The organism is Pseudovibrio sp. Ad13 (assembly GCF_001623225.1).
GTDB lineage: Bacteria > Pseudomonadota > Alphaproteobacteria > Rhizobiales > Stappiaceae > Pseudovibrio.
The window spans coordinates 43935-57671 of sequence record NZ_LMCC01000010.1 but is presented as its reverse complement, the minus strand read 5'-3'; the positions used below and the strand labels follow the sequence as shown (position 1 = coordinate 57671).

The following is a 13737-nucleotide window of genomic DNA, read 5'->3' as shown; positions in this document are numbered from 1 at the left end:
ACATGCCACTCACTGCCATGTACTGGAGCCTTATGGGGATGGCGCTGCTCGGTGGAGCGGCGCTGTCCCTTGCCACAGGTGGCCGACAAGATATCGGGTTTCTCCAAATCCTGAACTCGGTCTTTGCTCAACTTGATGAGCAGAGCCTTTCCATTGTGCGCGATATCCGCGCTCCGCGCACTCTCATTGCCGCATTGATTGGCGCAAACCTCGGCCTTGCCGGGCTTTTGCTGCAAGCGACAACGCGCAATCCGCTCTCCTCTCCATCTATTCTTGGCATCAATCAAGGGGCTGCTCTGGGCATTGCCATCGGGTTGGTGTTCCCGTCGCTCGTCCTTTTCAACATCGACACCATGGCCGTGCTGGGTGCTGCCTTTGCCGGTGGCCTGACCCTGACGCTTGCGGGTGGCCTGAAAGGCACATTGAGCGCACTTCGGTTGATCCTTTCTGGTGTGGCAGTCAGCGCTTTTGCGTTTGCATTGGTGCGGTTCACTTTTACGCTGGATGACGAGCTGGCCCTCTCCGTGATCCAGTGGACCACTGGCGACATTGCAGATGTGCGCTGGAGGCAGGCAACGCCGCTGCTTATCTGGTGTCTGACAGGTGGCCTCCTGACGTTCTTCATGTCGCATAAGCTTAACTTGATGGCGCTTGGTGAAGCAGCCTCAAAAGGGCTTGGCTCTGATCCACGGTTTACGTTGCTTTTCGGCATTTTGCTCGCGGCAATCCTGACCGGTGTTTCCGTTTCCGTTGCCGGGCCTGTGATGTTTGTTGGCCTGATCATTCCGCATGTGTGCCGCGCTGCCTTTGGCACAGACCATCGTGTACTGGTGCCTGCGGTTATGCTGTGTGGTGCCACCTTGATGCTTGTTGCTGATGGCGCTTCAAAACTGATCAACTTCCCGGAGGAAACTGCGGTGGGTGTGGTTTCAGCCCTGATTGGCGCGCCCTACTTTTTGTACCTGACCATCACGGCCAAGGAGATTGACTGATGAGCGTGCTCTCTGAGGCCTCCGGCGCACAGTGGCGTACAGATTTTAAAAGCCACCGAAGCACCAAAGCCTTTCGCGTCCAAATGCTGCTGTTGTTTGCCTGCGTCTTTGTCAGCATGCTCAGTCTGGGTGTGGGCGCGGTTAACATCCCGCTGGATGTGATCCTGAACAGCCTGTTTGATCTGGATGGCCAAAAGCAGACCTATATTATCTGGAAGTCACGGCTTCCCCGTGTGTTGATTGCCTTGCTGGCCGGGGCAAGCCTTGCTGTTTCCGGTGTTATTGTCCAGGCTATCATTCGCAATCCGCTGGCCAGCCCCAAGATCATGGGCATCAACTCAGGCGCTGCACTGGCTGCTTTGGGCACAATTATGTTCCTGCCCAATGTGCCCGTCACTTATCTTCCTTTTGCTGCGGCCCTTGGCGGCATTGTTGCTGCGGTGGTGGTGTTGTTTGCAGCTCATCTGCGCCAAGTCTCCCCTGCCCGTCTGGCTCTGGTTGGCATTGCCGTTGGCATGGTGTGCGATGCAGGTGTTGATTATCTGCTGGTGACAGCCGCAACGCTGGAAATCTCAAACCCACTTGTCTGGCTCACCGGCTCCCTATGGGCTCGTACATGGGTGCATGTGCAATCGATATGGATGCCACTTGTGAGCCTTTTGGGTCTGACTATGGTGCTCTCCTATCAACTGGACCTGCAACAACTGGGAGACCAGACCGCCCGCGGACTAGGCCAAAGCACGACTAAGATGCGCCTTTTATTGCTGGGCGTTGCAACCCTGCTTGCCAGTATCTCCGTTGGTGTGGTTGGTGTGATTGGCTTTATTGGCTTGATGTCACCGCATATCAGTCGCTCTCTTGTGGGGGGACGACATCGCCTGTTGCTGCCAACTGCTGCACTGGTGGGGGCACTTCTGGTTGTTCTGGCAGACGCGGTTGGACGGGCTATTGCGCCGCCGCTTGAAGTCTCCGCAGGCATTTTGAGTGCGATGCTGGGCGCTCCTTACTTCATCTGGATCATGAGCCGCTCACAAAAAGGACAAAGCACATGAGCATCGTTCTTTCAAACGTCACCTCCGGTTACGAAGAGTTCATGCTCAAGGGCATCAATCTCACCATTCAAAAGGGCAGCTATGCCGCTTTGATCGGCCCCAACGGCTGCGGTAAGTCAACACTGCTGAAAACCATCGGCCAGATCAACAAGTTAAAGAGCGGCACTATCACCGTTGATGGTGAAGCAATCCATCGCCTGCCTGCCAAAACGGTTGCACGGCAAATTGCATTTTTGCCGCAAAGCCCTGTGGTTCCAACTGGCATCAGTGTTGAGCAACTTGTCGGGTATGGCCGTGCGCCTCATCAATCACTCCTTGGTATTCGCAGCCGGCAGGATGTTGAGATTGTTGAGGAGGCCTTGCACACCTCAGGTCTCTACACGTTCAAGGACCGGGCGTTAAAAGACCTTTCCGGCGGTCAGCGCCAACGTGCCTTCATCGCCATGTGTCTGGCTCAGGATACGCCCTACATCATGCTGGATGAGCCAACCAGCTATCTGGATATCCGCTATCAGTATGAGACACTGGATCTCCTCCAACACCTCAACAGCCAGGGCCGCACCGTTGTCGTCGTCCTCCACGACATCGCCCAGGCCTCCCGCTACGCAGACCACCTCATCGTCATGCGCGATGGATCGATCTTCGCAGAGGGAACACCACACGAGGTGGTCAGCCCGTCTCTGGTAAGCTCAGTCTACGAAATTGACACAAGTGTTTACGCAGATCCGGTGTCTCAGACACCGGTGGTAACGCCTGTTTGAGATGAAGGCCAGCGTGCGTTCTGGTGAGAGCTACACATTAAGTGTTAGGGACAAAACTTGTTTGGACAGACCTAATGTTATTCGGATTTTGATGCCTGTAACGATGACTTTCTGGAAAATCCTCAGTGTGAATATTCATCTCATGGACAATGGCTGAGACATCGAACCACTTCTATTGGAGACAATCCCTCTTTAATTTGGCGGAGAGGGCCAAGACTTAGAGCTAGTAAAACTCACTTTAAGTCGCAAAGCTGGCCAGAAGCTCGACCGCAGATAATTTAGCTCCAAAGAGCGTGTCTTAAACCGTCGATAAACTGAGCGTTAAAAACGTACGCTTTGAGACTTCTCTAACGTTCAAAGCTTGTAGGGAAAGAGAAAAGGCCGCTGTGCACGTCATATCACCCACCTATGCAAAACCTCACGCCGCGCCACACCTACGAGGGGAAGAATTCTGCAAGCAGTTAGAGCAAAAGTGTCAAACCATGCCGAAAAAAGTGTCAAACCTTGAGAAAACTGAGCGAATGCTCAGTTTATTATCTAGTAATTTCAAGAAGATAAGTGGTTTCCGGAGGCGAATTCGAACCATTGACACGCGGATTTTCAATCCTGAACTCTTGGCTAAATTTCAATGGTTTAGAAGCGTAAAAAACGTCAAACTGCTATTTAAACGTCAAATAACTGGGCGAATTTTGTCAAAGGTTTCTCGCCTGCTGAAGTGGGGGAGGAAATGATGGGTGACTCAACTGGTAAGATACAGCTTTGTAACAGTCTAGCCATCCAATACAGCGACAAAGCTGTTTGGATTAGCAAGCTGTGCCGGGATCATGACTTCTCTGCATCAGAAAAGGTCGTGGGGATCGCTCTGTGTGACTACTTCAACACTAAGACCGGAGATGCGTGGCCAAGCATCTCTCGCCTTGAAGAAGACGCAGGCACCAGCAGAAGAACGGTGATCCGAGCTTTGAAGAAGCTAGAGCAAGCTGGATATTTTAAAGCTCAACGCGCACGTGGTCGTGGGCAAAGCAATCATTATGCCTTTTGCCATGTAGGGGACGAAAAGCGTGACAGCAGAGCACCTATGGTCGCACCAAACTCGCTGTCCAAACACAGTTGCAGTGACAAAAAAGACCAACAAGCGTGCCAAAATGAGCAGCTAAAGGGTGACGTGAGAGCACCACGAAATAAATATAAATATACAAATAATAATACAGGTGAACTTCAATCAGCGTCATCTAGCGCAAAAGCAGCAGCAATACAGATACTCAATCAAACATCCAAGTTTATCTCAGTATCAGACCCACTCTTTGAGGTTCTTTGTAAGACCTCAAAGAGAAAGGTCTTGTCTCAGAAACTCTCAAAGCATGACGGCGAGACAGGCCATTGGTTCTTGAAAGAGGAAATTGCAAAAGAAAGGCAACGATTAGGGCGTAGCCAAGCAGCGCTCCATCATTGAATGCCCTTCTCAGTGCTTTGGTTACCTCTGCAGACACATACCAAAAAGGCCTGAGAAGCTCACGCTTCCCAAGCCAGAATATTCCATAAGAGGCAAGCCTCTCATCATTCCAACTTACTTGCTTTTAGAGATTTCCAGTGCACAGGGATCAAGCAGCTCTGAGATCTTCTCACCGCTTTCCTGCACATCATTGATGTGAGTGCGCACAGTATCAAACAGCGTCAGCAACGCTTCATATTCCTGAGTGTGTTCCATACGTTCACTCATCACCACGCTCATGGAATAAACTAGATTTTTGAGGTGATTGCTTGATAAGCGAAGCTGATCCACTTCATTGCGAAGGGACGTATGGGCACATTTCTCTTTACCAGTATCAGTCATCATTAAGCCCTCTCTGTTGGCTTGTTGAACAAACCACTCAGCAGAAGGCTTTCGACAACCCACTGGCGAGCGGGAGGTTCGAAACCTGACAGAGACAGGCGGGTTTATTCCCCCGCAAAGGGTATTGTATTCACCGCCCTCCCGCCCATAAGCGAGAGTTTGCGTTTGAAGACCTAACTCCAGACACAAAAAGACCGCCTGTAAACGGCAGCGGTAACCGCTCTGTGAGAGGTTTCGACGCCTCGCGCAAACCATGCGATGTATTGTTTAAACTGTCAATGAGATGAAAGTGAAAAATCCTATAAACCCATAGGATTAGCGGGCTAAGAACATGACAACAACATGAACATAAACACCAAGCCTCCGCAAACCCCACACAAGCGCAAGCCCTGCCCTGCAGAACTCCTCGCAGGACGAAAAAGGCTGGGAAGGACCCACAGTTGTTCAGATCGGTTTTGAAGGAAAAGTAGGTTCGCTCACGAGAGCACACAGAGAACCATCAGCAAGCAAGCCGACGTTAATGCTTTATCCTTAACCACAACTCCCTCCCAACCTCTAGTGGCTCCCGCCTAACAGAATTGTGAGGGCTTCAGGAACCGCTTCTTAGAAGAGTAAGAAGCCTCTGTGCAGACCAAAGCCGCCATTCGCTGCAGCGCGAAAAATTGATAACTAGAATGACTACTTTAGGATGCCTAACTCAAGGCACATCTGCGAAGGATCGGCGCCCGCTCGTTCACCGATGTCTTCACCGCCATTGGTCAAGTCTGTGACCTCTACGATCCTAAAGAGTGCTGGAACTACTTCAAACATGCTGGATACGTATCAAACTAAAATCGAAAAGCTTTAGGGCCATTAGCATGCTTAATCGGGTTCGTCCTTCATGAGAGGTCAGCTCCTGTTAAGATTGCAGCATATTGCTGCGAGGATGGGAGAGCACCATGGAATACTATGCTGGTTTGGATGTGCCTTTACGGTCTGTTTCGATCTGTGTGATTGACTTCGAAGGCAAGATTATATTTGAACGCTCGGTTGCCTGCGAAGTTGATGTTATCGCCAATACCTTAGCTCAGACGTCGTTGCTTATCACCCGCATTGGCTTTGAAGCTGGAACAATGAGCCAGCCTCTGTTTTACGGCTTGAAGGAACAACACGGCTTTGACGTTGTCTGCATGGAGGCAAGGCAAGTGAATGCGGCTCTGTCTGCTATGCGTAACAAGACCGATAAGAATGATGCACGCGGCATAGCGCAGGTTCTGCGCTCCGGCTGGTATAGCCCAGTGCATATGAAAAGCCGCCGTTCGCATGCAATGCGTACGCTCCTGAGCAGTCGCAAGGCCTGCTTGCGTACCAGAAAGCTGGCAGTTGTCATGCACCGCATGTGGGTCAATGACACATCATTCTGTCGTGATGGCTTGGAGGTTGTTGCATGATATAGCCTGACCTAAGTATCACGGCAGGATCGTCCTCTCTGGACGAGGTTTGTAGATGAAGCCGAAAATGTCTGCTGCGCCATGAAAGCGCGTCCAATAGCGGGGCTCTCTACAACCATTCCGGCACATGCATGCAGCCGCTCACAATGAAGAGCGATCCAGACTGCGAAGAGAAGCGTGACCCGGAGATGGATATGATCCGAATGAAAAGGAAAAAGAGCTTGACCTCAACGCCCGATTAGAGAAGCGGTCATTCGCGTGTTTTCATCATGGGTTGAACTTATTCAACCAGTTGCGATTGGTCTCATACGATAGGATAATACCGCGCTCCAGCTCACTCTCTCTGCTTCGCTCCTGGCGTTCTAGCAGACGTTTCTTGGGGTTTTGCCCCGGATCGTCTTTTCGATCTGATGTAGCTCACCAATCTGGCGCAGGTCTTTTGGGGCTACAGGCGGTGTTTTGTTGCGTGCGACTTCATAGAGTTTGCGCCTTGCGTGGCTCCAGAGCAATAAGCGAGCATCACCGGGTTCTTTTGTCGTTTCAGCAGCCGACATCTTTACATGCGGAGCACCAATCCACTGACTGTTAGAGATCGATCAGGATGCGGGCTATGCGCCCGTTACCATTTGTTGGCGATCCGCCAACATTAAGATAAGCTGAGACAACAGGCTGGTTGCAAATATCCCGAAGAACAGGGGGGCTACCGTCATATTGAAAGTGCCAGCAATGACTGACCCAATCGCCATGGCAATGCATCCGGACAGAAAACTGATGGCCGAGTTGGCCAACCCGGCAATATGTCCAAGCGGTTGCAGGGCGATTGCGTTCATATTGCCCATCGTAAGTCCGAAGCAAAAGAAAACGATCGAGATTAAGACAAGAAATCCGTATAAAGATAATGGGGCAATGTGGTTGATGACATATGCCAAACCGCTAACCAGGATCACGCCAAACAGGGCGGCCCGACAGATCAATTCTGGGCTATAGCTTTCAACCAGACGGGCGTTGGCTAAACTGGCAATACCGATAAAGCCTGCACCTACCCCAAAGTAGAGCGCGAACAGATCACCTGATTCAAAGATATCGCGGTAGATCTGCTCGGCCGACATGACATAGGCCATAAAAGTCCCCATCATCAGCCCGCTGGCGATTGTATAGGCACGTGTTTTCCGGTTCAACAGGGTCGCGACAAGTCCGTCGCGGACCGAGACAAGACTGCCCGCGCTGCGCCGCTCAACTGGAAGAGTTTCCAGCTGGCGCGTCCAAACCCAAAACCCCGAGGCGCATGTCAGCACCAGCATGAACCAGAAGATCGACTGCCATCCCGCCAGCATCAGAATCCCCTGTCCAAGCATTGGAGCGATGCAAGGTACAATGATGAACACCGCCATCGTCAGGGACATGATGCGAGCCATGGCGGCTCCATCATATCGGTCACGAATAACGGACATAGGCACTATCCTGAGCGCAGCAGCTCCCACGCCTTGAAAGAACCGGCCTACAAACATCACTACGAGGCTGTCCGCCAGAATGCAAACCAGGCTGCTCAATACGAAAACCGCCATGCCGAGGAATAGGATTGGCCTGCGTCCAAAGCGATCGGACAACGGCCCATAGGCGAGTTGTCCGATGGTCAGTCCCAAAAACAGAACGCCGACGATCTGCTGCAATGCATTTCCATCGGCCATTCCAAAGCTCTCGCCGATGTCAGGCAGTGCGGGCAGTACAGCATCAATCGACAATGCTCCTAGCGATGTAGTCAGCGCGACGAGCGCAACAAATTCAACTTCACTCTGTTTGTTCGTTGCGGACATATCCGAGCATCCTCATTGCATGACCTCCAATCGGGCCGATGTTGCGAGGAGTATCTTTTTCGTTCATAATATAAACAAGACGCATCTCATTGAGGTCATATATGAAAAAAACTGATCTAATGAAGGTCGATGTCAAGCTGCTGACGATTTTCTGCGCAGTTGCGAAAGAAGGGTCTATCTCGCGTGCGGCTGCACGGATGGACGTCAGTCAACCTCTGATCAGTCATGCTTTGGATCGGCTGCGTTTAGTGTTTGGAGATCCTCTGTTCGTGCGAGCTGGACGTGGCATTGCCCCAACCGAGCGTGCCCTTGTCCTCGCACCTGAGGTTTCGGAAATACTAGATCGACTTGAGGCACTCGTTTCGCCAGAACCGCTGGAATTGGAGAAAATGACGACCCGATTTTGCCTTGAAGCGCAAGACTACGAGCGTCAGTTGATTTCTCCCAGACTGCTGGACAGATTTTTAATCGAAGCGCCGCAAGCCAAACTTCGCTTGATCCCGTCTGGCCGGAATTACGTGGATCGGCTGCGTATGCGAGAGAGCGATGTTGTCGTCACACCTCTCCCGCCGTCAGATCAGCTTGATATCTACAGCACTACGCTGTTTGAGGATTGCTCAAAGTGCTTCTTTGATCCCAAGGTCGTTTCGGAAGATGAAGTGCGTGAGAATTTCGGTACACTGCCTCACGCGACAGTCCGTTTCTCTCTGTCTGGAACGCCCTTCGAAGAACGCATCTTTGAACAACATGGTATAGAGCGTCAGTTGAGGGTCGAAGTTCCTAGTTTCGAAGCCCTTCCCCCATTGATGCGTGGGTCACAGCTCATAGCGATCTTACCGTCGCGCATGGCGCATGGGCTGTTCAGGGAATTCGCGCACATTGAGCCGCCTTGCCCGTTTCCAACTGTTCAATTCAAAATGATCTGGCACAAGGCCACGCACCATTCCCCAGCGCAAAGATGGTTTCGTGGTGCAGTTCGGCAGGCGGTAGAGCAGATTGTGTAAACGGTAGGTTCCAATCTCCTACCGATCTGGTCATTTTTAACTATTGCTTGGAAAAACGCCAAACTCGACGAGAATTATCGCCATATATCAATTTTCGACATATATCACCTCAATGAAATGCGCCTTGTTGATGTAATTGCTGATGAGTACTTTCCGGGTAGCCAGCGAAAGTAGCTGGAAATCTGAGAAAGCGTTTCAAATGGATATGAAAACCTACCGGAATGACAGTGTTGCAGTCTCCAGACTTGGCTTGGGATGCATGCGCATGTCGATGATGCCGAACCAGCAGCGTTCCGAAAGCATTGCCACCATTCACGCCGCGCTGGAGGCAGGCATCAACCTCCTGAACACAGGGGATTTTTACGGCCAGGATGGTCATAATGAATTTCTTATCGGTGAGGCACTGAAAAGCGTTGACCGGGACAAGGTATTCATTTCCCTGAAGTATGGAACTTTTCAGAATGCTTTTACGGGCAGCAACAAGGTCGATGTTGGCCCAAAGAATGTGAAAACTTACATCACCTCCTCTCTGAAACGCTTGGGTCTGGATTATGTGGACCTGTATCAACCCGCTCGTGTGGATATCGGTATCCCTGTTGAAGATACCATCGGTGCGATCGCTGACCTGGTCGAAGCCGGATATGTGCGCAATATCGGCCTGTCGGAAACCGATGCAGAGACCATTCGCAAAGCGCATGCCACCCACCCGCTGAGCTTGGTGGAGTTCGCTTACTCCGTAACCGATACCTCCATCGAAAAAAGCATCCTGCCCACGGCACGTGAATTGGGTATCGGTATTGTGGCCTTTGGCGCCATGGGTTTTGGTAAATTACCCGATGCAGAAGGCGATCCTTTGATGGTTACGCTACGCCATATGGCCGCCGACAAAGGCATTTCGATTGCCCAACTGTTGCACGGCTGGCTGTTGGCCAAGGGCGAAGACATTATCCCACTGGCTGGCTCTCGCACCACAGCCCAACTAGAGGATACGCTGCAAAGCTTGGATCTAAGTCTAAGCGACGAAGATCTAAACAGAATTGAAGCCGCTCGAAGTGCAAGTGAGCTGGTTGGCCGTTCAATGCCAAACATGGTCATCAAGAATGGTGTTCTTCTGGAGCAAGACTAGCCGGACACCGCGCGTTCCTACGAAACTCTCAGAATTATGTCTGCCAATTGGAGGAATTGATCCATGCGTCTAATCGTCAACGGCTCTAAATTTGATGTACCAGACTCATGGCAAGATGAAACGCTGCTTATGGTGCTGCGTGAACAGTTGGGTTTTGTTGGTCCAAAACTTGGCTGCGGCCAAGGGGAGTGTGGTGCATGCACAGTTCACATCAACGGTGAGGCTGCCCGCAGCTGTTCCATTTATGCGATTGATGTCCAGTCTGACAGCATTGCCACAATTGAAGGTCTTGCCAGCGCCGATGGTGTTTTACATCCTGTTCAACAGGCTTGGTTGGACGAGCGCGTCGCCCAATGTGGTTACTGTCAGGCAGGGCAGATCATGCAAGCCGCGGCATTGCTGAATGAAGAACCGGACCCTGACGACCAAACAATCATAGATCGTATGAGCAACAATCTTTGTCGTTGCGGAACTTATAAAAGGATCAACCTCGCAATCAAGAACGCTTCCCAAGTGATGCAAACAAGAAAGGGAGGCTAGAAATGAAACCAACTACACAAAAAAAGCGGCACTTCACACGACGTGGTTTCTTGAAAGCTGCTGGTTGGACAGCAGCGGGTCTAACCGTCACCTATTTTGTGGGCAGAGAGTTCGCGCCAGTAATGGCGTCGATGCGCGCACCAGACTTTGAGGAGGGCACAGCGTGGATCAAAGTTGACCTGGATGGCACTGTAAGAATGCTAAGCCCCGTGCACGAAATGGGACAAGGGTCATCCCTCGGCCTAGCCCAGATCGTAGCTGAAGAGCTAAATGTTGATGTTGAGGATATCCAAGTCTCGCTTCCCTCAACAAACGACGTAGCGAGACTTCAGGTCACCGTAGGAAGCTCGGGAACCAGTAACAACGCCCGTCCTCTGGCTGAAGCTGCTGCTGGTCTTCGTGAAGAGCTGAGACAACGTGCGGCCAAGCAAGTTGGCCTTGATGCCCATGCTCTTGGCGATGCTAAAGGCGGCTTTACTACCCCGGAAGATCAAATCGTGACCTTCGCTGATATTGTCACAGGAACAAACGAAGTGATCGATCTTGGGGACCTCCCGGATGCGACCTCTTACACGTTTGATCCAGGCAGGGAGAAGGTGCAGGTTGGCAAAACTGCTTTGCAGGTTCAAGGGCGCGATATTGTAACCGGCAAAGAGGTGTATGCACTCGACGTTCGTTTGCCGAACATGACATATGGGCGCGGCGTTCCAGCCCCCATGGCAGGTGCCCAGATCGTTGATGTTGATGATGGTGGCGTCAGTAGTATGCCCGGTGTCATCAAGGTCGTGGTCGATAAAGAGCGTAATTTTGCCGGCATTGTCGCGGAAACGCCAAGCGTTCTTGACGCTGCACTCGAGCAGATGACTGTACAGTGGGACAGCCCATCAAGTTATACTCAAGAAGATATCGACGCGATGATTGATGTTGATATCGCTCTTTCAGCTGGGGAACTTGAGAGCATCCTCGAAAACGATGATGTCGCTCAGGATCAGGTTTGGACAGTTGACCGACGTCAGGATTTGCCAATTGTCGAACATGCGACGATTGAACGGCGTTCTGCGGTTATTCAATTTAGTGAGCGGGACGGGCGAGAAGTAGTCGAGATCTGGGCGGGCACACAGGACATGTTCGTCAATCAAAAGAAGGCAGCAGCGGAACTTGGGTGGTCAACAGACCGCGTAACGGTTCACCTCATGCGTGTGGGGGGCGGCTTTGGTGGGCGCGCAACATATGATGTTGTCCGCGATGCCGTGCTCCTTGGACGAGAGGTTGATCGACCGGTCAAGGTGGTGTGGTCGCTGCGTGACGAGTTCCTCGCAGACCGTACGCGTCCGCCATCGTCTCATCGGGTTCGGATCAAAGCAGACGACGATGGGAAAATCACCGAATGGTGGCACGCTTTCGTCAGCGGACACGTCATGTTCAACGATTTTTTATTACCTGAAGGGGGCTTGTCGCTCGTTCGGAAACTGTTTCACGACATAGGCGCCACTATAGGTTCAAATCCATTCTATACCGTTGATCGCCGCCGCATCGAATTCACTGACGTCAAACTTCCTTTCCATGTTGGCCAGTGGCGCTCACTTGGCGCGACGCCCAATTCGCTTGCAGTCGAGGCGGCGATTGAGGAACTCGCGCGAACACTCAATCTGGATCCAATTTTGCTACGGATACAAAATCTTGGCCCGGAACAAGACCGTCTCAAGACGTGTTTGACAAAGCTGAAAACCATGTGCGCCGCTCGCCCGCTTCCTGAAGACGCAGAGGTTGGCCGCGGTTACGCCGCTGCAATCTTTGCCGAGGAAACCCATGTCGCAATGGCTTTTGACGTATCTTATGAGAAAGAGAGCGAACAAGTCCGCATCGATCGTTGTTACTGTGTGCTTGATCCCGGATTTGTTTTCAGCCCTGATCAAGTCAAGGCGCAGATCGAAGGGTGTACCATGATGGCCATCGGGCAAGTCTTGGTCGAAGGGGCGCCTATCGATGATGGTTCGATTTCTGCTTATGGTTTCTTCGACTATCCGATTGCGACGATTGACCACGCGCCAGAATTTGAAATTGAACTCATCAGTGACCCTTCTGTGGCGCCATCTGGTGTAGGTGAAGCCGCGTTGATTGCTGCACTTCCCGCTCTCGTAAATGCCATCCGCGCAGCAACAGGATATCGCGCGAGTAAACTGCCAATAGATGAGGATGATCTTGTTGCCACAATAAACACGAAGGGTTGATCAGAGTGAATAATAGAGTGAAGCTAGGCCCAGGACCCGTTGATTTACAATATCTTGCCTGACTTACTTCGTGAGCGTTCGGTGAAGTCGACCTGACGCGATAGGATTTGATCTTCTATTCTTCCTCCAGTTTTGTCAGCAGGCGCTGGAAGGAAGTTTGCCCGTCGCTCAGGTTGCCAGGCGCCATGGCACAAGAAAAACACGGCTATATTATTGGCTGAATGATCACCGTTACAATCCCATGCTTGAAGGGAGATCAATGCATACAACAGAAACAGGGTTTGTTTCTAGCAGTGTCGACGAGGAGAGCCTTTCGTGTTCATGCTGCGAGGAAGTTGTTCAGGCACCGCTGCCCTCCGGGCCAATCGAGCGCGGGTGCCCGGGATCAGGGCTGCTGGCTCAAATTGCTGATCATAAAATCAATCGCATCAACGATCTCATACCATGGTGTTACGCTGCTAAATCAGCGTAACTGAAGCCTTAATTGATAAAAAGGCTGGGGTCATCGGACGCACACAGTCATGACAGCTTCCGTGATGTTGATAAGCACCACTTGCTTACCGTTGCTTGAGCGTTGTCGTGTAACAAGGCCGCGCTTTCTAAACGACCAATGACCTTGATCGCGCCTCCTTCGGTGAGCAGCAAGGCGTGTGAAACTTCACTCATCGTCACAGGTGCTCCAGACTGGCAAACACGCCCAAGCATTTCTTTTCTGAAAGTGTCAGTTTACATTCTTCCATAACAGCAGCCTGCAACATTTGCCGAAGGCGTTCTGCTTTAAGCGGTAACAGATAGGCCATCCTTATGTTTAGACGCTCTTTCTCGGGTGGTAGATCTAGTTTTGCCTTCGCAATCCCTATCTTTGAATAGATTACTTGACAAGAAAAGTATTCCAGACAAGTATATCCAAACTTATGCGGTAATAAGTTAGACAACCTGTAGCAGCCGTATGA

Annotated in this window: 12 protein-coding genes; 9 read left to right on the top strand and 3 right to left on the bottom strand. The window is 51.4% G+C overall.

The features are described 5' to 3' along the window. The first annotated feature begins 2 nt into the window (after window positions 1–2). The 4 genes from PsAD13_RS11955 (at window position 3) to PsAD13_RS11935 (ending at window position 4258) form a co-directional block, all read left to right on the top strand. A complete protein-coding gene (locus tag PsAD13_RS11955; RefSeq protein ID WP_084404706.1) occupies window positions 3–992 on the top strand; it encodes an iron ABC transporter permease in 990 nt (329 codons plus the stop codon). After that, the gene (locus PsAD13_RS11950; protein ID WP_063318311.1) at window positions 992–2044 is read left to right on the top strand and encodes an iron ABC transporter permease; all 1053 of its coding nucleotides are present in this window, start codon (window positions 992–994) and stop codon (window positions 2042–2044) included. The genes PsAD13_RS11955 and PsAD13_RS11950 overlap by 1 nt, the downstream gene beginning before the upstream one ends. After that, a complete protein-coding gene (locus PsAD13_RS11945) occupies window positions 2041–2805 on the top strand; it encodes an ATP-binding cassette domain-containing protein (RefSeq protein WP_063318310.1) in 765 nt (254 codons plus the stop codon). The genes PsAD13_RS11950 and PsAD13_RS11945 overlap by 4 nt, the downstream gene beginning before the upstream one ends. 730 nt (window positions 2806–3535) lie before the next feature. After that, window positions 3536–4258 (top strand): helix-turn-helix domain-containing protein, encoded by a 723-nt coding sequence (locus PsAD13_RS11935; RefSeq protein ID WP_193777045.1) that lies wholly within the window; start codon window positions 3536–3538, stop codon window positions 4256–4258. A 114-nt stretch (window positions 4259–4372) separates the two neighbouring features. Here the strand turns inward: PsAD13_RS11935 and PsAD13_RS11930 are convergent, their stop codons facing one another. Further along, window positions 4373–4642, bottom strand: coding sequence for a hypothetical protein (locus PsAD13_RS11930; RefSeq protein WP_208609264.1), 270 nt, complete (start codon window positions 4640–4642; stop codon window positions 4373–4375). A gap of 935 nt (window positions 4643–5577) precedes the next feature. Between PsAD13_RS11930 and PsAD13_RS11925 the strand changes: the two genes are divergently transcribed. Then, the gene (locus PsAD13_RS11925; protein WP_063318307.1) at window positions 5578–6069 is read left to right on the top strand and encodes a transposase; all 492 of its coding nucleotides are present in this window, start codon (window positions 5578–5580) and stop codon (window positions 6067–6069) included. Between the two features lie 362 nt (window positions 6070–6431). Here the strand turns inward: PsAD13_RS11925 and PsAD13_RS11920 are convergent, their stop codons facing one another. Then, window positions 6432–6623 carry a transposase gene (locus PsAD13_RS11920; protein ID WP_063292182.1) on the bottom strand — a complete coding sequence of 64 codons (192 nt, stop codon included), beginning with the start codon at window positions 6621–6623 and terminating at the stop codon, window positions 6432–6434. Window positions 6624–6677: 54 nt separating this feature from the next. Further along, entirely contained in the window at window positions 6678–7883 is a 1206-nt protein-coding gene (locus PsAD13_RS11915) for a multidrug effflux MFS transporter (RefSeq protein WP_063318306.1), read from the bottom strand. Between the two features lie 101 nt (window positions 7884–7984). Here PsAD13_RS11915 and PsAD13_RS11910 point away from each other — a divergent pair, with 101 nt between their 5' ends. The 4 genes from PsAD13_RS11910 to PsAD13_RS11895 all read left to right on the top strand — a co-directional run bounded on the left by PsAD13_RS11910 (window position 7985) and on the right by PsAD13_RS11895 (window position 12784). Continuing rightward, complete coding sequence (locus PsAD13_RS11910) at window positions 7985–8887, top strand: LysR family transcriptional regulator (RefSeq protein ID WP_063318305.1); 903 nt, start codon at window positions 7985–7987, stop codon at window positions 8885–8887. Window positions 8888–9086: 199 nt separating this feature from the next. Then, entirely contained in the window at window positions 9087–10013 is a 927-nt protein-coding gene (locus PsAD13_RS11905; protein WP_206599769.1) for an aldo/keto reductase, read from the top strand. Window positions 10014–10076: 63 nt separating this feature from the next. Next, a complete protein-coding gene (locus PsAD13_RS11900; RefSeq protein WP_063318304.1) occupies window positions 10077–10553 on the top strand; it encodes a (2Fe-2S)-binding protein in 477 nt (158 codons plus the stop codon). A gap of 2 nt (window positions 10554–10555) precedes the next feature. After that, window positions 10556–12784, top strand: coding sequence for a molybdopterin cofactor-binding domain-containing protein (locus PsAD13_RS11895; protein WP_063318303.1), 2229 nt, complete (start codon window positions 10556–10558; stop codon window positions 12782–12784). Window positions 12785–13737: the final 953 nt, after the last annotated feature.

Bases quoted from the DNA above. Each gene is read 5' to 3' on its own strand.
- PsAD13_RS11900 (WP_063318304.1), top strand. From the start codon at position 10,077: ATGCGTCTAATCGTCAACGGCTCTAAATTTGATGTACCAGACTCATGG.
- PsAD13_RS11950 (WP_063318311.1), top strand. From the start codon at position 992: ATGAGCGTGCTCTCTGAGGCCTCCGGCGCACAGTGGCGTACAGATTTT.
- PsAD13_RS11910 (WP_063318305.1), top strand. From the start codon at position 7,985: ATGAAAAAAACTGATCTAATGAAGGTCGATGTCAAGCTGCTGACGATT.
- PsAD13_RS11925 (WP_063318307.1), top strand. From the start codon at position 5,578: ATGGAATACTATGCTGGTTTGGATGTGCCTTTACGGTCTGTTTCGATC.
- PsAD13_RS11920 (WP_063292182.1), bottom strand. From the start codon at position 6,623: ATGTCGGCTGCTGAAACGACAAAAGAACCCGGTGATGCTCGCTTATTG.
- PsAD13_RS11945 (WP_063318310.1), top strand. From the start codon at position 2,041: ATGAGCATCGTTCTTTCAAACGTCACCTCCGGTTACGAAGAGTTCATG.
- PsAD13_RS11935 (WP_193777045.1), top strand. From the start codon at position 3,536: ATGGGTGACTCAACTGGTAAGATACAGCTTTGTAACAGTCTAGCCATC.
- PsAD13_RS11915 (WP_063318306.1), bottom strand. From the start codon at position 7,883: ATGTCCGCAACGAACAAACAGAGTGAAGTTGAATTTGTTGCGCTCGTC.
- PsAD13_RS11905 (WP_206599769.1), top strand. From the start codon at position 9,087: ATGGATATGAAAACCTACCGGAATGACAGTGTTGCAGTCTCCAGACTT.
- PsAD13_RS11955 (WP_084404706.1), top strand. From the start codon at position 3: ATGCCACTCACTGCCATGTACTGGAGCCTTATGGGGATGGCGCTGCTC.
- PsAD13_RS11895 (WP_063318303.1), top strand. From the start codon at position 10,556: ATGAAACCAACTACACAAAAAAAGCGGCACTTCACACGACGTGGTTTC.
- PsAD13_RS11930 (WP_208609264.1), bottom strand. From the start codon at position 4,642: ATGATGACTGATACTGGTAAAGAGAAATGTGCCCATACGTCCCTTCGC.